Here is a 22945-nt window from a genome sequence, read left to right on the forward strand (position 1 = left end):
CGGAGCGATCAAGCGAAGCAACCAGCGCGGGCGTCCACAAGACAAACGCCCACCAATGAACGAGCGTATTACCGAAGAAGAAGTGCGTCTAATTGATGCCGAAGGTGAACAGTTGGGTGTTGTACCCACCACCGAAGCCCTTGAGCGTGCAGAAGCTGCCGGTTTAGACCTTGTGCAAATCTCGAATGCCGATCCAATCGTTTGTAAGATCATGGATTATGGCAAATTTGTTTTTGAGACGAAGAAGCAGAAAGCGGCTCAAAAGAAAAAGCAGAAGCAAATCCAGGTGAAGGAAGTTAAATTCCGCCCTGGCACTGACGAAGGCGATTACCAGGTTAAACTTAAAAACCTGACCCGCTTTTTGGAAGGTGGTGACAAGGGTAAGGTCACATTGCGCTTCCGTGGTCGTGAAATGGCGCACCAGGACATCGGTCGTAAACTGATGGAGCGGATCGCGGCAGACCTGGAAGAGATCGGAGCGGTGGAGTCTTTCCCGAAAATGGAAGGCCGCCAGATGATCATGATTCTTGCCCCGAAAAAGAAGTGATCCAACGGCGAAGTCAACGGGCCAGCGCGAAGGCACTGGTCGGCCCTGGGTTTTCTAAAAAACATCGAGCGGAGTTTTTCTCATGCCGAAAATCAAAAGCAACAGCGGCGCTGCCAAGCGCTTCAAAAAGACTGCCAACGGCTTCAAGCACAAGCAGTCTTTCCGTAGCCACATCTTGACCAAGAAATCGACCAAACGTAAGCGTCAGCTGCGTGGTATGAAGCAGATTCATGCTTCTGACAAAGCGCTTATTCAGCGCATGCTGCCGAATCTGTAAGGTCGAATTTTCTTTTCTGAGTGCATTTTGCCTCAGCCATAAAGTCAGGAGTGTGTTATGACCCGTGTTAAGCGTGGCGTAGTTGCCCGTCGTCGCCATAAAAAAGTATTGAAGCAGGCTAAAGGTTACTACGGTGCCCGTTCGCGTGTTTTCCGCGTAGCCAAGCAGGCTGTTATCAAAGCTGGTCAGTATGCTTATCGTGACCGCCGTAACCGCAAGCGCCAGTTCCGCGCGTTGTGGATTCAGCGTATTAACGCTGGCGCGCGCATCAACGGTATGTCTTACAGCCGTTTTGTTGGCGGCCTTAAAAAAGCCGGTATTGAAATCGACCGCAAGGTATTGGCCGATCTGGCAGTACACGAGAAGGCTGCGTTTGCAGCTATCGTGGAAAAAGCCAAGGCTGCCCAATAAGGTTTTCATACTGCATTGATGTAGTGTGAAATGTCCGAGGTCATTTCAGTGTGACCCATACAGGGGAAGAGCAGCCGCTCTTCCCCTGTTTTTTGTCACCCTCACTATGCCATACCATCTATCGATGGAAATCGCTTAATTCGGAGTGAAACGGATGGACTACCTTCCTACTCTGGTATCAGAGGCTCGTGATGCCATTCAGGCGGCACAGAGTGTCTCTGCGTTAGATGAGTTACGAGTACGCTATTTGGGTAAAAAAGGCGAGGTTACCGCCTTGTTGAAAGGCCTGGGTAAACTATCTGCTGAAGAGCGCCCGGCGGCAGGCGAACGCATTAATCAGGCTAAGCAGGCGCTTTCTGCGGAAATTGATACAAGGCGACAGCAGCTTGAAAATGAGGCGCTGAACGCGCGCCTCGCGGCTGAGCGTATCGATGTAACGCTGCCTGGACGGGGTCAGTCCAACGGTGGTCTGCATCCTGTGACACGCACCCTTGAGCGTATTGAAGGGCTGTTTACCCGCATTGGTTACGATGTGGCAGTGGGGCCTGAAATTGAGGACGATTACCACAACTTTGAAGCACTCAATATCCCCGCGCATCATCCTGCACGGGGAATGGCGGACACTTTTTATTTTGATACTACACGGCTGCTGCGTACGCATACATCGCCGGTACAAGTGCGTACGATGAAGAGCAGCGAGCCGCCCATTCGTATTGTGTGCCCAGGCCGGGTCTACCGCAGCGACTCTGATTTAACGCACACGCCAATGTTCCATCAGGTAGAAGGGCTGCTGGTGGATGAAGATGTGAGCTTTGCCGATCTCAAGGGAACGATAGAGGACTTCCTGCAGGCATTTTTTGAGCGTGATGATCTATCTATACGTTTTCGTCCCTCTTATTTTCCGTTTACAGAACCTTCAGCTGAAGTCGATATTCAGTGCGTAATGTGCAGTGGTAAAGGTTGCCGGGTCTGTTCCCATAGCGGCTGGCTGGAAGTCATGGGCTGCGGCATGGTGCATCCTGAGGTATTCCGTCACTCAGGGATTGATACTGAGCGATATACCGGTTTCGCATTTGGCATGGGGGCGGAGCGTTTAGCCATGCTGCGCTATGGTGTGAATGATTTGCGCTTGTTCTTTGAAAACGACCTGCGCTTCTTGCGCCAATTCGCCTAAGCCCGCTGCCAGAGACAGGAACGAACATGAAATTTTCAGAACAGTGGCTGCGTGAATGGGTTTCTCCGCAGCTTGATACTCAAGCGATCGCTGACCAGATAACCATGGCGGGCCTCGAAGTGGATGCCATTGAGTCGGTTGCGTCAGCGTTTAGCGGTGTTGTGGTGGCTGAGGTGCTCTCCAAAGAGAGGCATCCAGACGCTGATAAGCTGAGCGTTTGTACCGTAAACGATGGTTCCGGCGAGCCAGTCCAGGTGGTTTGCGGGGCACCGAATGTTGAGGTGGGCCAGAAAATTCCTTTTGCCCAGGTGGGTGGTGTGCTATCGGGCGACTTTAAAATTAAAAAAGCCAAACTGCGTGGTGTGGAGTCGCGGGGCATGATTTGCTCAGCTTCTGAGCTGGGGCTTGCAGAAGATACCTCGCCGGGCATACTGGTGTTGCCTTCCTCTGCGCCGGTGGGCGGCAATTTTCGTGAGTATATGCAGCTTGATGATATGACGATTGAGGTCGATTTGACCCCTAATCGTGGCGATTGTCTCAGCATTAAAGGGCTTGCGCGGGAAGTCGGCGTGCTGAACCGGCTTCCTGTCGGTGGGCCAGAGATTCAGGCTGTTCCTGCCACTATCGACGATACCTTTCCCGTGCGTATCGACGCCCCTGAACAGTGTCCGCGCTATATTGGCAGAGTCATCCGGGGGGTGGATGTCAGCGCAGCAACCCCGTTGTGGATGGTAGAACGGTTACGGCGCAGCGGCGTTCGCTCTATTGATCCAGTGGTTGATGTAACCAACTATGTGATGTTGGAGCTTGGCCAGCCACTGCATGCCTTTGATCGTGACAACCTTAAAGGGGGCATTGTTGTGCGTTTGGCCAAAGAGGGCGAGCGCCTGGTGCTGCTGGATGGTCAGGACGTTGCATTGAAATCTGAAACACTGGTGATCGCTGATGATGATGGCTCCCTGGCTATGGCAGGCATTATGGGAGGGGAAAACTCTGGAGTAAGTGAGACCACCCAGACTATCTTCCTGGAGTCGGCCTATTTTACCCCCTTGGCGGTTGCAGGGAAGGCGCGCTCTTATGGTTTGCATACGGATGCATCGCACCGTTTTGAGCGGGGGGTAGACCCTCAGCTTGCCAGTGTAGCTGTTGAGCGGGCGACGGGCTTGTTGATTGAGATTTGCGGTGGCCAGGCGGGACCTGTTACTGAGTGTGTGCATGATGCCAGTATGCCAGCTCCCCGCAATATCGTGCTGCGAACAACACGCTTGGAGAGCGCGCTCTCCAAAAAGCTGGCCAGTGATGATGTGACTGATATTCTTCTACGTTTGGGTCTTGAGGCTGAGAGTCTCGCGGAAGGCTGGTCGGTTACAGTGCCCAGCTGGCGTTTCGATGTGGCGATTGAGGAAGATCTCATCGAAGAGGTAGCACGGGTTCATGGCTACAATAACCTGCCAACACGCCGACCTGCGGCGCGCCTGGCACTGCGACCAGCCAATGAAGCGACGCTCACTCAAAGGCAGCTGCGCAATCAGATGGTGGCGCGTGGGTTCCAGGAAGCGATTACCTACAGCTTCGTTGCGCCAGAATTGCAGGCTGCGATACTCCCGGATGCAGTTTCTCCTGCATTAGCGAATCCAATTTCGTCTGATCTTTCCGTCATGCGCGCCAGTCTCTTCCCTGGATTGCTGAGGGCGCTGGAACATAACCTCAACCGCCAACAAACGCGGGTTCGTTTATTTGAAACCGGGTTGGTGTTTAATGGGCATTTAGACAACCTCGTCCAGGTACCGATGATGGGGGCACTGGTATGTGGAGCCCGGGAGGAAGAGGGCTGGAGCGGTGTGAAAACGTCGGTTGATTTCTATGATCTTAAAGGGGATCTGGAAAGCCTGCTGGCACTTGGTGGGAACCAGGATGCATGGCGTTTTGAGCCGGCTGAGCACCCTGCGCTTCATCCAGGGCAAAGTGCTCAATTACGGCATAACGACGAACCTGTTGGGTGGATAGGCACTTTGCATCCGCAGGTTGGAGCGACCCTTGGCCTTAAAGTGGATGCAGTGCTATTTGAAGTCCGTCTTGATGCCCTCAGTGAAGGCCGTATACCTGCGTTTGAGCCACTATCGCGCTACCCTGAAGTTCGCCGTGATCTGGCGTTTATTCTAAAGCAGGAAATCTCAGTCCAGGTGCTGCTCGACTGTGTTAGGGTTGAAGCAGGTAACTACTTGAAAGACATTAAACTATTTGATGTCTATGCGGGTAAAGGCGTAGCCGAAGGGTGTAAGAGTATTGCGCTGGGCTTGACTTGGCAGCATCCATCACGCACGCTAAACGATGGAGAAATCAATCAGTTGGTCGATTCGATCGTGACACAGGTGCGTGTTAAATTGGATGCTGAACTGCGCGGCTAACCTGAACATGCCATATGACACGACGCTTATCACGTTCTTGGCAATGCGTTTGCTACAAGGAGAGGCCTTATGGGTGCGTTGACCAAAGCAGAGCTAGCAGAGCATTTGCATACTGAGCTGGCCCTGTCCAAGCGAGAAGCAAAAGCGATGGTTGAAGCTTTTTTTGAAGAGATCCGTGCCTGCTTACGCGAGAACGAGCAGGTTAAACTATCTGGATTTGGTAACTTTGATCTGCGTGATAAGCGTGAGCGACCGGGGCGTAACCCTAAAACGGGCGAAGAGATTCCTATTTCCGCTCGGCGAGTGGTTACTTTCCGCCCAGGACAAAAGTTGAAGCAGCAAGTAGAGCACTGCACCAGTTCACAGTAAGCGTCCTGTAATACGACAGTTGGGATGATGAGTGCTGTTTGTTAACTGGCTGGATTGACAAAAGGAGCGCCTACAGGGGCTCCTTTTTTTATGAGGCATTTACCCATCTACTGTGCTAAATGCCCTGTCCTTCGATCAGCCAGGTGATAATGACTTTAATGATATAACCCATCATGCCAGCGCCCAGCACGACGAACAACATGATGGTGCCAAATTTTCCTGCGTTCGATTTTTTGGCCAGATCCCAAATAATGAAACACATAAAAATAATTAAACCGCCGATCATTATTGGCGTTATCCATGTCTCAAATGCTTGCTGCATGGGAGCTCCTGATAGAGATGACTGAAGCCGCTAGGGTCAGGTGTGCGTCGTTTTTGTGAGTCATGTTAATATTTGAGCAAATTCATCAGGTATTTGTCGACTGAATGAAGGTCAGTGCGACACTTTTACAGAGGAATGCGTCGATGCCCAAGCTTAATATTTTAGTTGGTACGATGTACGGGGGAGCTCTGGATGTCGCCGAACAGGTGAAGCCGCTCTTTGAAAAGGCTGGGTACAGCGTCGAGATTATGGAGCAACCAACCTTAAATGATTTGACGGACCGCGATGGTATTACGCTGTTTTGTGTATCCACCACAGGCAGTGGTGATTTCCCTGGTAATTTTGTGCCTTTTGTCCGCAGTTTACGCGATAAAAGCCCCTCGCTTGCAGAACTGCGCTACGGTTTGATTGCGCTGGGTGATAGCTCCTATGGAGATACGTTTTGTGGAGCAGGTAGGGCGCTGGATAGTGTATTGGAAGATCATGGCGCAGTACGTTTAGGTGAGCGACTGGAGGTGGATGCCATGGAAACCTTCATGGCCGATGATGCTGCAGTACCATGGGTTGAGCAGTGGATTGAATCCCAGCAGCTGAAGGTTGCTTAGATATGCAGCGACCTACTTACTCGCCAGAGCGAATCAGTATTGCTATTGGGCTGTGTGTGGTCATGGTGTCAGCCTTGCCGCGATATATGGTGGGTGGGCATGAAACGCGTCAAACGCTTCTCTTGATTGCGCTGGCCTTCGTCGCTGGCGCTGCCGTGTTACAGTGGCGAATGTTACCTGTAAGCGCACGTCAATACTTGCCTTCGCTTATAAAGCGGCTATTGGCGATGATGGTGCTGGGTGTACTGATAATGGGGGGGTGGCATACTCTATTTACTGCCTGGATCAGCTGGCAGGTATTTATCTCCCACGCTGCAACCTGTGGTTTACTGCTACACGCAGTGAGTCTGGGATGGCAAAAACGTGAGACGTGAGAGCATGAACGCAGGCAAATATACTGGGTCAGAAAAAAAGGTGAAGAACAGGTGGGGAAGCAGCACCGCTCAAAAAAAGGCATTATGAGCGGTCGATTTCATTGGTTATTCCCTTGTATTTGATGGTTCTGCCCCCATCTTGCGAGCATGGCGCTTGCCACCATGCGCTAGGGTTCTTAAAATTGCCCCCTTGAACTTTTATTCGCAATCAACACAACGCCCAGCCGCTAGAGGACAATTCATGCAAGTTTCCGTCGAGACGACCTCCCAGATCGAACGCCGTATCACAATTCAGGTGCCGGCTGCCGAAATCGACGAGGCCGTCAGCGCTCGCTTGAAAGACACTGCGAAAAACGTTCGCTTGAATGGTTTTCGCCAAGGCCGGGTGCCGATGGCTGTAGTTCGTCAGCGCTATGGCGAAAGTGTACGCAATGAGGTGGTTGGCGAAGTGATGCGTGAGCGTTACGTTCGTGCCATCACTGACGAAGGTCTTAATCCAGCAGGCTTCCCGCAAATTGACCCCAAGGTCAATCAGGCAGGTAAAGACCTTGAGTTTGTAGCGGTCATGGAAGTGTATCCGCAGGTTGAGCTGGCTTCTATCGAAGGCACCGAAGTCGAGCGTCCCGTGGTGAGCGTCAGCGACACAGATGTTGACGAAATGATCGATACGCTGCGCAAGCAAAACGCTACATGGGAAGACGTCGATACTGCTGCTGCCGATGGCGACCAGGTGACTATCGACTTCCAGGGCTTTCTGGGCGATGAGCCGTTTGAAGGCGGTAGTGCTGAAGGTCATGCACTGGTTATTGGCTCCAATAGCTTCATTCCAGGCTTTGAAGGTCAGTTGATCGGTGCCAAGGCAGGCGAAGAAAAAACCATTAATGTTACCTTCCCTGACGATTACCAAGCGGAGCATCTGGCGGGTAAAGAAGCAACGTTCAACGTCACCGTCCATAAAGTAAGCACACAGCAGTTGCCTGAGGTGGACGCTGAGTTTATTGAGCGCTTCGGTGTGGAAGGTGGTGATGAAACCAAATTCCGTGCTGAAATTAAAAAGAACATGACTCGTGAGGCCTCTCAGGCGGTTGATAACCGTGTCAAGCAGCAGGTTCTGGATGCACTGAAAAAAGCTAACGAAATTCCCGTGCCGAATGCTTTGGTTCAGCAGGAAACAGATGGCATGAAGCGTCAGGCAGCCCAACAGTTTGGCTTGGGTGAGGATTTTGATGTCAGCCAACTGCCGAATGAACTGTTTGCTGAGCAAGCCAAAAGTCGTGTGCAAGTAGGTCTGCTGTTGGCGGAAGTTATCAAAGCCAACGAAATTGATGCCAACGACGATGCTATCAAGGCTAAAGTTGAGGAGCTGGCCGAGCAGTACCAGGACCCCTCTGAAGTCGTTAGCTATTACATGAGTAACGAGCAACTGAAAACTCAGGTAAAGTCTGCCATTCTCGAAGAGAAAGCAGTAGAAAAGTTACTTGAGCAGACGAACGTCAAAGACGTTGAAATGTCTTATCAGCAAGCACTGGCTGCCGCTCAGCAACAAGCTGAGCAGGATGAAGGTATTGAAGAAGGCGAACAGGCCAGCGCCTAATTTCATCGCGTGGCGCACCCCCTGTTTGTGGTGGTGCGTCTTTCCCTTATCGGACGCAAGGAATCACCCGAATGAGTGAGTTTGATATTCAAAACGCCGGCGGTTTAGTGCCCATGGTGGTTGAGCAGAGCGCCAAAGGGGAAAGAGCCTACGATATATACTCACGTCTATTAAAGGAGCGTGTCATCTTCCTGGTAGGTCCTGTGGAAGATTACATGGCAAATTTAGTCGTGGCGCAGTTGCTGTTTCTGGAGTCGGAGAATCCCGATAAGGATATCCACCTCTATATTAACTCGCCTGGTGGTTCGGTAACGGCGGGCATGTCAATTTATGACACCATGCAGTTTATTAAGCCCGATGTTTCCACGGTATGTATCGGTCAGGCGGCAAGCATGGGTGCGCTACTGCTGACCGCAGGTGCGGCAGATAAGCGTTACTGTCTGCCTAATTCCCGTGTGATGATTCACCAGCCGCTAGGTGGCTATCAGGGGCAAGCCTCTGATATTGAAATTCATACACGTGAAATTTTGGGCATTCGCGAGAAATTGAATCAAATTTTGGCGCATCATACTGGTCAGGATCTTGAGACGGTTGCCCGTGATACTGATCGTGATAATTTCATGAGTGCGCATAAAGCCAAAGAGTATGGCTTAATTGACGCAGTACTGGATAAGCGGCCTACATCCTGATAGCGTGATAGGATTCTGCTTTTCTAACGAGCTTTTCCGGCGGCGTAAGCCGCCGCAGTGATAGAGGTACGCGAATGGCCGACGGCAAAGGCAAGGACGAAGGTGGCAAACTGCTCTATTGCTCGTTCTGCGGTAAAAACCAGAACGAAGTACGTAAGCTAATTGCTGGCCCGTCCGTGTATATCTGCGATGAGTGTGTCGATTTATGTAATGACATCATTCGCGAGGAAGTTCTCGAAGCCGATGCCGAGAGCGATGAGGAGCGGTTGCCTACGCCCCGCGAAATACGTCATACATTGGACGACTACGTCATCGGGCAAGATCGCGCCAAAATGGTGTTGTCTGTAGCGGTATATAACCACTACAAACGCCTAAAGACAGACGTGCGCGACGGCGATGTGGAGCTGGGTAAATCAAATATTCTGCTGATTGGCCCTACCGGTAGCGGTAAAACACTGCTGGCGGAGACCATGGCTCGGCTGCTGAATGTGCCTTTCACCATTGCTGATGCAACGACACTGACTGAAGCAGGCTATGTGGGTGAAGATGTCGAAAACATCATCCAGAAGCTGCTTCAGAAGTGTGATTACGACGTCGAGAAAGCTGAGCGCGGTATTGTTTATATTGATGAGATCGACAAGATTTCGCGCAAGTCAGACAATCCCTCTATCACACGTGATGTGTCCGGCGAGGGTGTCCAGCAAGCACTGCTTAAGCTAATTGAGGGCACCACCGCATCGGTTCCGCCCCAGGGGGGGCGTAAGCACCCCCAGCAGGAGTTTGTTCAGGTTAATACGGGCAATATTCTGTTCATCGTGGGTGGTGCCTTTGCAGGGCTGGACAAGGTTATCCGTGACCGTGCTGAAAAGGGCGGTATTGGATTTAACGCTAGTGTGAAAAGCAAAGAGTCTTCGCGCGGTGTAGGTGAGCTGCTGGCTGATGTAGAGCCGGAGGATTTGGTTAAATTTGGTTTGATTCCTGAGTTTGTGGGTCGCTTGCCGGTTATTGCAACGCTCACTGAGCTGACGGAAGATGCATTAGTGCAGATTCTGACTGAACCCAAAAACTCGCTGATCAAACAGTATGCCAAGCTCTTCGAAATGGAAGATGTCTCTCTTGAATTCAGGGAAGAAGCGCTACGTGCCGTAGCGGCTAAGGCAATGGAGCGTAAAACGGGGGCTCGTGGCCTTCGTTCCATCCTTGAATCCGTATTACTAGACACCATGTATGAAATTCCGTCGCTGGAAGGTGTTAGCAATGTGGTCATTGATGGTTCGGTCATTGCTGGCGAGAGTGAGCCATTACTGGTTTACTCGCAACAGGAAGAGGCCAGGGTTGATGGTACCGATGGTTAGATAAAGGGCCTTCATCACGGCCTGGCATTAACCGCTTGCGCCGAACAAGGGGTCGCCTAGGCGACCCCTTGTTATTAATGAATTTGTTGTTCATAAGTTGCTTATTAGAGGCCGCTGCTAGCGTAATGCACTCCATGCAGTGCTATTCATACTGTGAGGTACTTGATTAAGTACCCTTTCAAGTACCCATCCGATTTTGAGGAACGTCTGCGATGCAGCAGAACGCCGATCAGACACAATGTCTACCCTTATTGCCTTTGCGGGATGTCGTCGTTTACCCGCAAATGGTTATCCCTCTTTTTGTCGGCCGTGAAAAGTCTATCCAAGCCCTGGAAGCGGCGATGGAAGCTGACAAGCGTGTACTGCTGGTGGCTCAGCGTGAGGCCTCCCTGGATGACCCTGACAACGCTGATTTATACGCCATGGGTACCGTTGCGGATATTATGCAGCTGTTAAAATTACCCGATGGTACTGTCAAGGTGCTGATTGAAGGTAGTTTTCGCGCTGATGTTATCGATATTGAAGAAAGCGAAACGGGTTATACCCAGGCGCATCTACTGCCCCGTGAGAGTGAACCACTGACCAGTCGTGAGCAGGAAGCGTTGGTTCGGGTATTGCTCAATCAGTTCGAACAGTACGTTAAACTGTCTAAAAAAGTACCCAACGAAGTACTGAACTCACTTTCAGGGATTGAAGATCCCAGTCGTTTAGTTGATACGATTTGCGCTCACTTGTCGCTTAAAATCGGTGACAAGCAAGAATTGCTTGAAATGGACCGTGTTCGTGACCGCATTGAACACTTGATGGCGCTGATTGAGTCAGAAATCGACCTGCTGCAAGTCGAAAAACGCATCCGCTCCCGAGTGAAAGAGCAGATGGAAAAGACTCAGCGTGAGTATTACCTCAATGAGCAGATGAAGGCCATCCAAAAAGAAATGGGTGAGTTGGATAATGTGCCCAACGAGGTAGAGAAATATGAGCAGGCGATCAAAGAGTCAGGTATGCCCAAAGAGGCAGCCGACAAGGCGACACAAGAGCTTAACAAGCTCAAGATGATGTCTTCCAACTCGGCGGAAGCCACCGTTGTCCGCTCCTATCTGGATTGGCTGATTGCCGTTCCCTGGAAAAAGCGCACTCGTGTCAAACATGATCTGATCAAAGCGCAGCAGGTGCTTGATGAGGATCATTATGGCCTGGAAGAGGTGAAAGCGCGTATTCTTGAGTATCTGGCGGTACAAAAGCGTGTGCGCAAAATGAAGGGCCCTGTACTGTGTCTGGTAGGGCCGCCAGGTGTGGGCAAAACCTCTCTGGGGCAGTCCATTGCCCGGGCAACTAATCGGAAGTACGTTCGTTTAGCCTTGGGTGGCGTTAGGGATGAATCTGAAATCCGGGGGCATCGCCGTACCTATATTGGTTCGCTACCGGGTAAGTTAATGCAGCGTATGAGCCGTGCTGGAGTGAAAAACCCGCTGTTTTTGCTGGATGAAGTAGATAAGCTGGGAATGGATCACCGTGGTGATCCTGCGTCTGCCTTACTGGAAGTGCTTGACCCCGAACAAAACAACAGCTTTAGCGACCACTATCTTGAGCTGGATTATGATTTATCCGAGACGCTGTTTATTTGCACGGCGAACTCGATGAATATTCCTGGCCCGTTGTTGGATCGTATGGAAATTATTCGTCTGCCGGGTTATACCGAAGATGAAAAGCTGGCGATTGCCAAGCGTTACCTACTGCCCAAGCAGCTGAAGGCCAATGGCCTCAAAGAGAATGAGCTGGGGCTGCAGGATGATGCACTTTTGGAGTTGGTACGCTATTACACGCGTGAAGCAGGTGTGCGCGAGTTGGAGCGTCAGATCGCCAAGGTGTGCCGTAAAGTCCTGCGTGAACGCTTGGAGGCCGAGCGGGTTTCCAGCAATCAAAAGGGAAGTAAACTACAGGCTGGACAAGTGCTGGCGGCTGAACAGATTGAAGAGTATGCCGGAGTCAGGCGCTATAGCTATGGCTTGGCAGAGCAGGAAGACCAGGTGGGCCGCGTGACAGGGCTTGCATGGACATCCGTAGGTGGCGAGCTGCTGAATATTGAGTCTGTGGTAACGCCAGGTAAAGGGCGTATTAACAAGACTGGTTCGCTGGGAGATGTCATGAAGGAGTCAGTGAGCGCTGCACAAACGGTTGTTAAGGCTCGTGCCCATGAGTATGGGATTGATCCCCAGCGGTTTGAGAATGAGGATTTGCATATTCATGTGCCGGAAGGCGCCACGCCAAAAGATGGACCAAGTGCAGGTATTGCCATGGTGACAGCGATTGTCTCGGCCTATACCCAACGGCGTGTTCGATGTGATGTGGCCATGACAGGTGAAGTTAACCTGCGCGGGGAAGTCTTGCCTATTGGTGGGTTAAAGGAGAAATTGCTGGCAGCCCGCCGTGGTGGTATAAAGATAGTCTTAATCCCTGAGGAAAATCGTCGAGATCTCAAGGAAGTACCGGAAAATATCAAAGGTGTACTTGATATTCGTCCTGTACGATGGATAGATGATGTATTAGCGGTAGCACTAACCAATGATAGTGTCGACGAAGGCGCCTCATTAAAAGGTGCCGATAAGTCATTTAATGCTAATATCGTAGCAAGCACTCATTAAGCGTTAGAGCCCGCCAGGGCTGTAATATCACTTAATAAGATTACCCGATGCCTATGGCAAAGGGCATTACACGGCTCGGTTGCTTGACAGGTGTTTCAAGGCATTGCTATAAAACGCAGCTATGCTTTGAGGTTGTAGCGCCCGGTGACCGTGCCGTTCAGAGCCATTTTTGAAACAGTTAAGGGGTGAAGTGTGAATAAGTCCGAGCTGATTGAAGCTATTGCCGCATCTGCTGATATTCCGAAAGCAGCGGCAACCCGCGCATTGGATGCCATGGTGGAGTCTGTCACCGATAGCCTCAAAAAAGGCGAGAGTGTTGCTCTGGTAGGCTTTGGTACTTTCGCGATTAAAGAGCGTGCTGCACGTACGGGCCGCAACCCGCAGACGGGTCAGCCGATTCAAATCAGCGCTGCAAAAGTTCCCAGCTTTAAAGCCGGTAAAGCGCTGAAAGACGCCGTCAACTAATTGGTCCGCGTTTGCTGTAATCTAATGGGCGCATCGCATCAGCGATGCGCCCATGTTCTTTTCTAGCCCGATATTTAGGGCGATGTATATGGCTGTGACGATCTGAGGCTAGCATGCTGCAAAGTATTCGAGATGGCTCCAGAAGCTGGGGTGCCAAAATAATTATCGGAGTCATGGTGGCTGCCATGGCACTGTTCGGTATTGAGTCGCTGTTTAGCGTCTTTGGCAGTGATCCTAATGAAGTGGCAAGCGTTAACGGCGAGCCGATCATGCGCCAGCAGGTAGAACTTGAGGTTCAGCGCGCCTTACGCTCAGGGCAGGTGCCTCCGGAACAGGAACGCGCCTTACGCAATGACATGCTCGATCAGCTGATTACCCAGAAGCTGTTAACCCAGTATGCCGAAGATGGCGGTTTTTACGTTTCAGATGCTCAGCTGGATCAGATGATCATTGGCCTACCCGAGTTTCATGACCAGAATGGTCGTTTTTCTGCCGACGTTTTCCGTAATCGCTTGGCGGGAGCAGGTTACACGCCGCTCTCGTTCCGGGAAGAACTACGCGTTGATATTAAGCGCCAGCATTTGCAGCAAGGACTGGCGTTTAGCGATTTCAGTTTAGAAAGCGAGCAGGAGAAGCTGGCTGAGCTTCAGAGCCAGCAACGCAGTTTTCGCTATATCCTGATAGATCCTGAGGATGTTGAGCTTAACATCGAGGTGACTGAAGAGCAGATGCAGGATTACTACGACGCCAACCAGGAGCGATTTGTACGCCCCGAGCAAGTGCGCGTTGAGTATGTCGTGATTGATCGCCAGGAAATGGCCTCTGACCTTGATGTTGATGAGGACACTTTACGAGCGGCGTGGCGTGAGCAGAACCGAAGTGCTGACCGCCAAGTGTCCCATATTATGGTGACCTTTGGCAGTGAGCGTAGCCGTGAAGAGGCCCAGGAGCGGGCGGAAGCGGCACTGCAAGCACTCAATAGCGGTGAATCCTTTGCAGATACAGCGCTACGCTACTCCGACGACACCGCCAGCGCTGAAGAGGGGGGTGACCTTGGGGTTATCAGCCGTGGTTTCTTTGGCGATGCCTTTGACGAAGCAGCCTTTGCTCTGGACGAAGGGGAGACATCTCAGCTGGTGGAAATGGATAGTGCCTTCCACATTTTACTGGTGACCGATATTTTAGCGCCCTCTTTCGAAGAGCAGCGCGAAACGCTTCAGCGAGAGGTTGCATTAGGTGAGGTCAGCGATGAGTTTAATCAGCTGGTACAGCGGTTAATTGACGAGAGTTTCGCCGCTGATGATCTGCAAAGCGTGGCCGATGACCTGGAGTTAACGCTTCACCAAACTGGCTGGCTGGCGCGCGGGGAGGGGGAAGGGGTTCTGTCTGAGCCCGGTGTCCTGGATGAAGCCTTTGTTGCCGATGTACTGGAAGAGGGCTATAACAGCGAGGTTATCGAGCTTGATGACGATCGGCGCCTGGTATTGCGTGTTGCTGAGCACCGTGAGACCACTCAGTTGGTTCTTGATGATGTGCGTGATGAGGTAGAGGGCGCTGTCGCTACACGCCAGCGCCAGGAAGCGTTCCAGGAAGAAGCTGCGCGTATCATCACAGCATTAGAGGCAGGTGAAAACGTTGATGTGAACTGGCTAGAGGCGACGAATGTTACGCGTCAGGCTGAAAGCACCCTGCCCCAGACGTTGGTGCAGGAGGTGTTCCGTATGCCGCATCCGCAGGAAGGTGGCAGCGTGTACCGTTCGGTGGTGTTACCACAGAGTGTTGCCGTTGTGGCGTTGGATAGTGTTTCTGCCGGTGAGTCTGACGAGCAGCTAACCTTATTTGTGGCACAAATGGCAGAGCAGTTGCGGGCTCAAGCGGTGATACAAGGCTTAATTGACGATCTACATAGCGATGCGGATATCGAACGTTAAACCGGCAACCTGATAAGTCAGGCGAAACGATAAAGCCGATCTCCCGATCGGCTTTATTATTGGCTAATTGATGCCTATTCTGGCTGGGGAGGTGAGTTCAGCGGGAACTGGCGAAGGATTGGAATAGCGTGACGGTCTCTGGATTGTTCAATCACAATGTCCCAACCATGCTGATGATCCCAGTCTCCGAGTACAAAGCGCTTAGCTGGGACATCCTCTACCGTTAAGTCGTGTACTTTTGGCCGATGTGTATGGCCATGGATCATCGTGGTGACACCGCAGTGCTCCATTAATGCCACTACTTCTGAAAGGGTGACATCCATAATGGCTTCGGCTTTATTGGCGTTGGCGTCTCCAGACTGCGTACGCAGGCTTTTAGCAAGTTCGACGCGCTGTTCCAAAGGTAAAGCCAGTATTTGTGCCTGCCACTCGGGGTTGCGGGACTGCTGGCGAAAAGCCATATAAGCTTCATCTTTAGTACATAAACTGTCGCCATGCAGAATCACTACGGGAACGCCTTGCAGTTCCGACTGGTGAATCTCAGGTAGCAGGGTGCCATTGCATGCTTCAATAAAGCGTTCACCCAGTAGAAAATCCCGGTTGCCGTGTATAAAGTAAATCGCCGTGCCATTGCCACTCAGCTTGCGCAGCCGGTGGATGACTTCCCCTGCGATCAGGTTGAGAGGATGTTGAGGAACGTCCAATAGGTCGTCGCCAATCCAGGCATCAAACAGATCGCCCAAGATATAGAGGGCATCCGCCCCCTTCGCGGTTTGCTCCAAATAGCGGTAGAACCCCTGGTTAATATCAGGGGTATCACTACTCAAGTGCAGGTCAGCTATCAGCAGAGTGCGCATAAGGCTCCCAGAAGGTTATTCCACTTCCTTTATATACGCACGCTCGATGACCACATCTTCACTGGGTACGTCAGCATGCATCCCACGACGCGTAGTGCTTACGGCTTTAATGGCGTTCACTACGTCCATACCTTCCACGACTTCACCAAATACAGCATAGCCCCAACCCTGAAGGCTCTTGCCACTGTGGTTCAAGAAGCTATTATCGCCTACATTGATAAAAAACTGCGCCGTGGCAGAGTGCGGGTCCTGGGTTCGTGCCATGGCCAGGGTGCCTACGGTATTTTGTAAGCCATTGTCGGCTTCGTTTTCGATCGGGTCACGTGTTGTTTTTTGATTGAATTCTTGATCGAAGCCACCACCTTGAATCATGAACCCATCGATGACGCGATGAAATAGTGTTCCATCGTAAAAGCCTTCACGCACGTATTGCTCAAAATTATCTGCGCTGACCGGCGCTTTTTCGTGATTAAGTGCAATAGTGATGTCACCGTGGTTAGTCTGTAATACGATCATAGATAAATTCCTGTTCAATAAAGGCGTTCGCCTTGGCGCTGTGCATCGGCGTCACGTTATAATAGCGGTTTTGCTCGGCACCGCGAAGCGCAATACCCTTAAGCGTAGGCATCAGTTGCCCGGCACGCCATCCACCAGAGGTTATCAACACCACCATGACCAACGAGACCACCCCAGCGCCGAACTTCATTCGCAACCAAGTACGCGACGAAATAGAGGGCGGCCAGGTCACCAAAATTGTGACGCGCTTCCCTCCTGAACCCAATGGATTCCTGCATATCGGCCATGCTAAGTCGATCTGTCTGAATTTTGGGCTGGCGGAACAACTGGGTGGTGAGTGTCATCTGCGCTTCGATGACACCAACCCAGCAAAAGAAGAGCAGGCGTATATTGATGCCATCAAGGAAGATGTGAGCTGGTTAGGTTTCAAATGGGCAGGCCCGGTGCGCTTTGCGTCGGATTATTTCGACCAGCTTTACGCCTGGGCGCAGCACCTTATCCGCGAAGGAAAAGCCTATGTGGATGATCTTTCCCCGGAGGAAATTCGCGAATATCGTGGCACGCTGACAGAGCCAGGTAAACCCAGCCCCTACCGTGAACGTAGTGCTGACGAAAACCTCGATTTGCTTGAACGTATGCGCAAGGGTGAGTTTGGCGAGGGAGAAAAGGTGCTACGCGCAAAAATCGATATGGCCTCGCCCAATATCAATCTGCGTGACCCTATTCTTTATCGTATTCGTCATGCAAGCCATCATCAGACAGGTGATAAGTGGAAAATCTACCCCTCGTATGATTTTACCCATGGGCAATCCGATGCCATTGAAGGCATCACGCACTCAATCTGTACATTAGAGTTTGAGGATCATCGGCCACTGTATGAATGGTTTTTAAATAACCTGCCGGTACCGGCAAAACCGCGTCAAATCGAATTTGCCCGCTTAAATCTCGACTACACCCTGACCTCCAAGCGCAAGCTGAAGCTGCTGGTGGATGAGCAGATTGTTGACGGCTGGGATGACCCGCGTATGCCCACCATTTCGGGAATGCGACGCCGTGGCTACACTGCTGCTTCAATTCGTAAATTCTGTGAAATGATCGGTGTGACACGAGCAGATGGCGGGTTAGTCGATATTGCCATGCTGACCCATGCCATTCGTTCAGATCTTGAAGATAATGCACCTCGTGCCATGTGCGTTCTTAATCCCTTAAAAGTGGTGCTGACCAACGTACCCGAGGAGCATCAGGAAGTGTATGACGTACCGGGCCACCCCGCCCGCGACGATATGCCGATGCGTAAAGTGCCGTTTAGTCGCGAGTTATACATTGATCAAGACGACTTTATGGAAGATGCCCCGAAGAAATTCTTCCGCTTAGCACCGGGCAAAGAGGTTCGGTTGCGCAATAGCTACGTGATCCGCTGTGACGACGTGATTAAAAACGCGGCTGGCGAGGTAGTAGAGCTTTACTGCTCGGTAGATTTCGACACTCTGGGCAAAAACCCGGAAGGCCGCAAAGTGAAAGGGGTCATCCATTGGGTAAGCGCTGCCCACGGTGTGCCGATGGAAGTCCGTCTATACGACAATCTGTTTATGGTAGAGCAGCCGGACCGGGATAAGGATGTCGACTTCCTTGAACATCTTAACCCCGATTCTCTTGTTATTTGCCAAGCCATTGGTGAGCCAAGCTTGGCCAGCGCTGCTCCTGAAGATCGTTTTCAGTTTGAGCGGGTGGGTTACTTCTGCGCAGATCGCCATGCGTCTAAGCCGGGCCAACTGGTGTTTAACCGTACCGTTGGATTAAAAGATAGTTGGGCGAAAATCAAACAGAAGGGTTAAGGAAACGTCATATGCATATCTATAATACGCTGACACGCCGCAAGGAGCCGTTTATCCCGCTGGTAGAGGGTAAGGTGAGTATGTATGTCTGCGGCATGACGGTGTATGACTACTGTCACCTTGGCCATGCGCGGGTCATGGTGGCGTTTGACGTGATTACCCGCTATCTGCGTCACCGCGGTTTTGATGTGACCTATGTTCGCAACATTACCGACATAGATGACAAAATTCTTAAACGTGCCGATGAGAATGGCGAAACCATTAGCGTGCTCACTGAGCGCATGATTGATGCAATGCATGAAGATGAAACGCGTCTTAATGTATTGCCGCCCAGCCATGAACCACGTGCCACGGGGCATATTGGCGATATTATCGCCATGATCGAAACGTTAATTGCCAAGGGCTTTGCTTACCCCGCCGATAACGGTGATGTGTACTATCGGGTCCGCAAATTTACCGACTACGGTAAGCTGAATAACCGCCGGTTGGACGATATGCGCTCTGGCGCGCGGGTAGACGTGGATGTGCATAAAGAGGACCCTCTTGATTTTGTACTGTGGAAGTCTGCCAAACCAGGGGAGGCTCATTGGCCTTCGCCCTGGGGCGATGGTCGCCCAGGTTGGCATATTGAATGCTCTGCGATGTCGACCTGCTGCCTGGGCGATACCTTCGATATTCATGGTGGTGGGCCGGATCTTACCTTTCCCCACCATGAAAACGAGATTGCCCAGTCGGAAGCTGCGACGGGAAAAACCTACGTCAACACATGGATGCACGCCGGGGCGGTACGGGTAAACCAGGAAAAGATGTCGAAGTCGCTAGGTAACTTCTTCACCATCCGTGATGTACTGGCTGAGCACGACCCAGAAGTGGTGCGCTATCTGTTGGTAGCGAGCCACTACCGTAGTGCAATTAACTACTCGGTGGATTCGTTGTATGAAGCACGTAAGTCGTTGACGCGCTTTTATACTGCGCTGGATGGGCTTACAGAAACCGTTGACGACCAAGGTTGTGTTGGTGTCTATGCCGAGCGCTTTACCGCAGCTATGGATGACGACTTCAATACGCCTGAGGCGCTTGCTGTGCTGTTTGATTTAGTACGGGACCTTAACCGTGCCAGGAGTGAGGCGCCGGAACATGCTCTACGCCTGGCAGGAGAGTTAAAGCGTTTGGCAGGAGTGTTGGGCCTGCTTCAACAGCCACCTCAAATATTTCTGAAGGGCTCTCAGCAACAGGGAGTAGCGCTAAGCGAAGAGGAGATTGAGGCTAAGATTGCGCAACGTAAAGAGGCCAAAACGAATAAAGACTTTGCCCAGGCAGACGCTATACGGGATGAACTGGCTGCGTTGGGAATTATTTTGAAAGACTCGCGTGAAGGAACGACGTGGGTAATTGAAACACCTCAGTAATAGCGCTTATGCAGACGCCGCGAAAGCGGCGTCTGACTTTAGTGCAGATGGCTCTTATACTGAAGTGACGCCTACAAGACGCTTAAAAAAGGACGACTAAGATGCGCTCTGTCATTACCCCTGGGCTGGCTGCCTGTGCTCTATCGGCTGTGGCTTTTTCATTTGTATATGCTGATGAACCCATCGTTGTTTCATCCAAGATTGATACTGAAGGCTCGGTATTGGGTGAGCTGATTATCCAAATCCTTGAGCGAAACGATATTCCTACCGAAGACCGTTTGCAGCTGGGCGGTACCAGCGTAGTACGTAGTGCCCTTCAGGCCGGGGAAATAGATCTCTATCCAGAGTACACCGGCAACGGGGCATTTTTCTTTGATATGGCCGACAGCCCGGTGTGGAATGACCCGGATGACGCTTATCAAACCGTGAAAGAGCGTGATGCCGAACAGGGACTTGTATGGTTGCAGCCTGCCAGTGCCAACAATACCTGGGCGATGAGTGTGCGTGAAGATGTTGCAGCGGAGCATGGGTTGCAAACCCTGGACGATCTGGCAGCTTACCTGGCCGACGGTGGAGTGTTTAAATTTGCAGCCAGTGCCGAGTTTGTTGAGTCTGCACAGGCATTACCCGCGTTTCAGGAAGCTTACGGTTTTGAGCTGAGCGACGACCAACTGCTGGTGCTTTCTGGTGGTAACACGGCGGCCACCATGCGCGCTGCGGCCCAACAAACAAGTGGGGTTAACGCCGCGATGACCTACGGCACTGATGGCGGTTTAAGTGCGTTGGGCCTGGTGGTATTGGAAGACTCGCAAGGCGTTCAGCCGGTTTATCAGCCAGCGCCGGTAGTACGAGCCAGTGTTCTTGAGGCATACCCGCAGCTTGAAACCCTGCTAAGCGATGTGTTTGCCACGCTGGATCTTATCACCCTGCAAACCTTAAATGCGGATGTGGCCGTGAATGGCCTATCCCCAGACCAGGTGGCGAGAGACTATCTTGATACACTGGATGACTGATGAATGTCGCTTATAGATGCGCTCCCAACGCCTAAGCTGAGCCGTCAAGCGTGGCAGCCAAATGTGGTAGTGTTGAGTTTAGGCGTTGTGATGCTCGGCATTGTTTGGTTATTCAGCACCGTTCATGTTGCCCCAAATCGAATTGTTCCTGGGACTTCCTATAGCCTGTGGCAGGCGATAGGGTGGCCAGGCGCACTGCTTGTTACGTTGCTGATCAGCGCAATGTGCTTTTTGGCGCTGGTGCCCACACGGACTAACTATCGGGCAATCCTGGTGCTGGTATTGGTGGTGTTATTGCTAATGCCCTTCGGCTTGATGGTGGCTGGTCATTGGCTGATGGATCCCGACCACCCTCAAGCGAGATTGGGTATCGGCCCTGCCTATTGGGCCCTGCTGTTTATTCTCCTACTCTGTTTGGTGGAGCTGCGGCTGAAGCTGGGCGTAAACCGTTTGACCACCACTTTACTGCTAAGCGCGGTGGGCATTGTCTGGTGGCTATGTGCAACATGGTGGCTTGAAAACCTGGCGTTAATACAGGAGTTTCGAGCTAGAGATCAACAGTTTTGGCGTGCCGTGTGGCAACACATCCGTCTGGTCAGTATTGCCGTGGGTGTCAGCATTGTGCTGGGGTTGATACTGGCCATGCTGATGAGGCGTTATGCCAAACTCCAGAAAGCTGCTTTTGCCACGCTCAACTTTCTACAGACGATTCCCAGTTTAGCCTTATTTGGGCTGCTGCTGGCTCCGTTGGCCTGGTTAGCCGCTAACGTACCGTTTCTCGCGCAGGCGGGGGTTAGCGGCATTGGTACGACCCCCGCCTTAATTGCGCTTATCGGTTATAGCCTGCTACCTATCGTCCGCAACACCTATATCGCCTTGGATGAGGTGAGTATCGAAACCCTTGATGCTGCCAAGGCAATGGGAATGCGCAGCTACCAGCGCTTTTGGCAGGTTCGCTTTCCGCTGGCGCTGCCCGTTTTGCTCGAAGGCGTTCGGATTACTGCCGTACAAGCGATAGGTTTGACTGCCGTGGCGGCACTGATTGGCGCCGGAGGGTTGGGGACGTTTATTTTTCAGGGGCTAGGCCAGGCAGCGATGGATATGGTGCTGTTGGGCGCGCTACCTATTTTATTACTGGCGCTGCTGGTAGATAGCGGGTTAGGGGCCCTGGCGGAAGCGCTGCGCCCTGGAGGACGTTCATGATAGAGCTTTCCCATGTGTCGAAACACTTTGGTGAAGAAACCGCTGTTGATGATATAACGCTGCGCATCGCGAAAGGAAAATTCTGTGCTTTGGTTGGTACATCCGGGTGCGGCAAGTCAACCACCTTGCGCATGATTAACCGGCTCATTGAACACAGTGCGGGCGAGATTACCCTGGATGGCCAACTGATTGAGAACTATGACCCGGTTAAGCTACGGCGGCGGATTGGCTATGTGATTCAAAGTACCGGGTTGTTTCCCCACTGGACGGTGGCACGCAATATAGGGCTGGTGCCCAGATTGCTAAAATGGTCAGGTGAAGACGTGACCAGCCGGGTATCAGAGCTGATGAACCTGCTGGGCTTACCAGTGGCAGAGTTTGCTCATAAATATCCTCATCAGCTTTCAGGGGGACAGGCACAACGAGTAGGTGTGGCCAGGGCATTGGCCGCTGACCCTGATATTTTATTGATGGATGAGCCTTTTGGTGCCCTGGACCCCATTACCCGCGAAAAGCTTCAGGATGAACTGGCAAAGCTGCAAGCACGTATGCACAAGACAGTCGTCTTCGTTACTCACGATATGGATGAAGCGCTTAAGCTTGCCGATCATTTAGTAGTGATGAGGGATGGGGGCATTGTTCAGCAGGGAACGCCACTGGCGCTATTACAGCACCCGGCGGACCCCTTTGTGGAGTCACTCCTTGGAGGGCTGGAAAGAGGCCTTAAGCAGGCAGCGCTGACCCGCATTAAAGACCATATGTCTTCTCTTGGGCCAACCCTGCCTGCCCAGTCGCGTATCCCTGGTGATTTTTCGTTGCGCCAGGCACTCTCCATGATGTTGCGCGATCATAGTGATCGCTTAACGGTAGTTGACCAACAGGATGTTCCCATTGGCGAGCTTTCACTGCGAAAGATCGTTAAAGAAGCCCAACTGGATAAGGGCTAACA

General features: G+C 51.8%; 23 protein-coding genes. 19 read left to right on the top strand and 4 right to left on the bottom strand.

The genetic code is table 11. The annotated features are described in order from the left end of the window. The first annotated feature begins 7 nt into the window (after positions 1–7). The 6 genes from infC to HP566_RS07965 all read left to right on the top strand — a co-directional run bounded on the left by infC (position 8) and on the right by HP566_RS07965 (position 5186). Complete coding sequence (infC, locus tag HP566_RS07940) at positions 8–547, top strand: translation initiation factor IF-3 (RefSeq protein ID WP_340163069.1); 540 nt, start codon at positions 8–10, stop codon at positions 545–547. Between the two features lie 82 nt (positions 548–629). Next, positions 630–824: a 50S ribosomal protein L35 gene (gene rpmI, locus HP566_RS07945; protein ID WP_009724291.1), complete on the top strand. Its 195-nt coding sequence runs from the start codon at positions 630–632 to the stop codon at positions 822–824. A gap of 57 nt (positions 825–881) precedes the next feature. After that, a complete protein-coding gene (rplT, locus tag HP566_RS07950; RefSeq protein ID WP_009097607.1) occupies positions 882–1235 on the top strand; it encodes a 50S ribosomal protein L20 in 354 nt (117 codons plus the stop codon). A gap of 154 nt (positions 1236–1389) precedes the next feature. Beyond that, the gene (gene pheS, locus HP566_RS07955; RefSeq protein WP_249976726.1) at positions 1390–2409 is read left to right on the top strand and encodes a phenylalanine--tRNA ligase subunit alpha; all 1020 of its coding nucleotides are present in this window, start codon (positions 1390–1392) and stop codon (positions 2407–2409) included. A 26-nt stretch (positions 2410–2435) separates the two neighbouring features. Continuing rightward, complete coding sequence (pheT, locus tag HP566_RS07960; protein WP_249976727.1) at positions 2436–4817, top strand: phenylalanine--tRNA ligase subunit beta; 2382 nt, start codon at positions 2436–2438, stop codon at positions 4815–4817. Between the two features lie 69 nt (positions 4818–4886). Then, complete coding sequence (locus tag HP566_RS07965) at positions 4887–5186, top strand: integration host factor subunit alpha (protein ID WP_249976728.1); 300 nt, start codon at positions 4887–4889, stop codon at positions 5184–5186. A gap of 115 nt (positions 5187–5301) precedes the next feature. On the opposite strand, the gene HP566_RS07970 is transcribed toward HP566_RS07965, so the two are convergent. After that, entirely contained in the window at positions 5302–5508 is a 207-nt protein-coding gene (locus HP566_RS07970; protein ID WP_249976729.1) for a DUF2788 domain-containing protein, read from the bottom strand. A gap of 143 nt (positions 5509–5651) precedes the next feature. On the opposite strand from HP566_RS07970, the gene HP566_RS07975 reads away from it, so the two are divergent. From HP566_RS07975 to HP566_RS08010, 8 genes are all read left to right on the top strand, one after another. Further along, positions 5652–6113 carry a flavodoxin gene (locus tag HP566_RS07975; RefSeq protein WP_249976730.1) on the top strand — a complete coding sequence of 154 codons (462 nt, stop codon included), beginning with the start codon at positions 5652–5654 and terminating at the stop codon, positions 6111–6113. A 2-nt stretch (positions 6114–6115) separates the two neighbouring features. Next, positions 6116–6487 (top strand): hypothetical protein, encoded by a 372-nt coding sequence (locus tag HP566_RS07980; protein ID WP_249976731.1) that lies wholly within the window; start codon positions 6116–6118, stop codon positions 6485–6487. 241 nt (positions 6488–6728) lie between these two features. Further along, the gene (gene tig, locus HP566_RS07985) at positions 6729–8081 is read left to right on the top strand and encodes a trigger factor (RefSeq protein ID WP_249976732.1); all 1353 of its coding nucleotides are present in this window, start codon (positions 6729–6731) and stop codon (positions 8079–8081) included. A 71-nt stretch (positions 8082–8152) separates the two neighbouring features. Then, positions 8153–8770, top strand: a complete 618-nt coding sequence (gene clpP / locus HP566_RS07990) for an ATP-dependent Clp endopeptidase proteolytic subunit ClpP (RefSeq protein WP_249976733.1) — start codon at positions 8153–8155, stop codon at positions 8768–8770. A 74-nt stretch (positions 8771–8844) separates the two neighbouring features. Further along, positions 8845–10125: an ATP-dependent Clp protease ATP-binding subunit ClpX gene (gene clpX, locus HP566_RS07995; RefSeq protein WP_249976734.1), complete on the top strand. Its 1281-nt coding sequence runs from the start codon at positions 8845–8847 to the stop codon at positions 10123–10125. A 212-nt stretch (positions 10126–10337) separates the two neighbouring features. Further along, the gene (lon, locus tag HP566_RS08000) at positions 10338–12767 is read left to right on the top strand and encodes an endopeptidase La (protein ID WP_249976735.1); all 2430 of its coding nucleotides are present in this window, start codon (positions 10338–10340) and stop codon (positions 12765–12767) included. Positions 12768–12959: 192 nt separating this feature from the next. Continuing rightward, positions 12960–13232: a nucleoid-associated protein HU-beta gene (gene hupB, locus HP566_RS08005; RefSeq protein WP_249976736.1), complete on the top strand. Its 273-nt coding sequence runs from the start codon at positions 12960–12962 to the stop codon at positions 13230–13232. 113 nt (positions 13233–13345) lie between these two features. Further along, complete coding sequence (locus HP566_RS08010; protein WP_249976737.1) at positions 13346–15163, top strand: SurA N-terminal domain-containing protein; 1818 nt, start codon at positions 13346–13348, stop codon at positions 15161–15163. 74 nt (positions 15164–15237) lie between these two features. Here HP566_RS08010 and HP566_RS08015 read toward each other — a convergent pair whose 3' ends face one another. Genes HP566_RS08015 through HP566_RS08025 form a run of 3 tightly spaced genes read right to left on the bottom strand, consistent with a single transcriptional unit; the run spans position 15238 to position 16693 of the window. Next, the gene (locus HP566_RS08015) at positions 15238–16020 is read right to left on the bottom strand and encodes a UDP-2,3-diacylglucosamine diphosphatase (RefSeq protein WP_249976738.1); all 783 of its coding nucleotides are present in this window, start codon (positions 16018–16020) and stop codon (positions 15238–15240) included. 15 nt (positions 16021–16035) lie between these two features. Beyond that, positions 16036–16536, bottom strand: coding sequence for a peptidylprolyl isomerase (locus tag HP566_RS08020; protein ID WP_249976739.1), 501 nt, complete (start codon positions 16534–16536; stop codon positions 16036–16038). Then, the gene (locus tag HP566_RS08025) at positions 16517–16693 is read right to left on the bottom strand and encodes a hypothetical protein (protein ID WP_249976740.1); all 177 of its coding nucleotides are present in this window, start codon (positions 16691–16693) and stop codon (positions 16517–16519) included. Before HP566_RS08025 ends, HP566_RS08020 begins: the two co-directional genes overlap by 20 nt. On the opposite strand from HP566_RS08025, the gene HP566_RS08030 reads away from it, so the two are divergent. The 5 genes from HP566_RS08030 (at position 16692) to HP566_RS08050 (ending at position 22943) form a co-directional block, all read left to right on the top strand. After that, complete coding sequence (locus HP566_RS08030) at positions 16692–18371, top strand: glutamine--tRNA ligase/YqeY domain fusion protein (protein WP_249976741.1); 1680 nt, start codon at positions 16692–16694, stop codon at positions 18369–18371. The genes HP566_RS08025 and HP566_RS08030 overlap by 2 nt on opposite strands. Positions 18372–18382: 11 nt before the next feature. Continuing rightward, positions 18383–19780 carry a cysteine--tRNA ligase gene (gene cysS / locus HP566_RS08035; protein ID WP_249976742.1) on the top strand — a complete coding sequence of 466 codons (1398 nt, stop codon included), beginning with the start codon at positions 18383–18385 and terminating at the stop codon, positions 19778–19780. Positions 19781–19881: 101 nt separating this feature from the next. Beyond that, positions 19882–20793, top strand: coding sequence for a glycine betaine ABC transporter substrate-binding protein OsmF (gene osmF, locus HP566_RS08040; protein ID WP_249976743.1), 912 nt, complete (start codon positions 19882–19884; stop codon positions 20791–20793). A 3-nt stretch (positions 20794–20796) separates the two neighbouring features. Beyond that, a complete protein-coding gene (locus tag HP566_RS08045) occupies positions 20797–21996 on the top strand; it encodes an ABC transporter permease (protein WP_249976744.1) in 1200 nt (399 codons plus the stop codon). Then, entirely contained in the window at positions 21993–22943 is a 951-nt protein-coding gene (locus HP566_RS08050) for an ABC transporter ATP-binding protein (protein WP_249976745.1), read from the top strand. Before HP566_RS08045 ends, HP566_RS08050 begins: the two co-directional genes overlap by 4 nt. The last annotated feature ends 2 nt before the right edge of the window (positions 22944–22945 follow it).

It is taken from the genome of Vreelandella olivaria (assembly GCF_023507745.1).
GTDB classification, from domain to species: Bacteria; Pseudomonadota; Gammaproteobacteria; order Pseudomonadales; family Halomonadaceae; genus Vreelandella; species Vreelandella olivaria_A.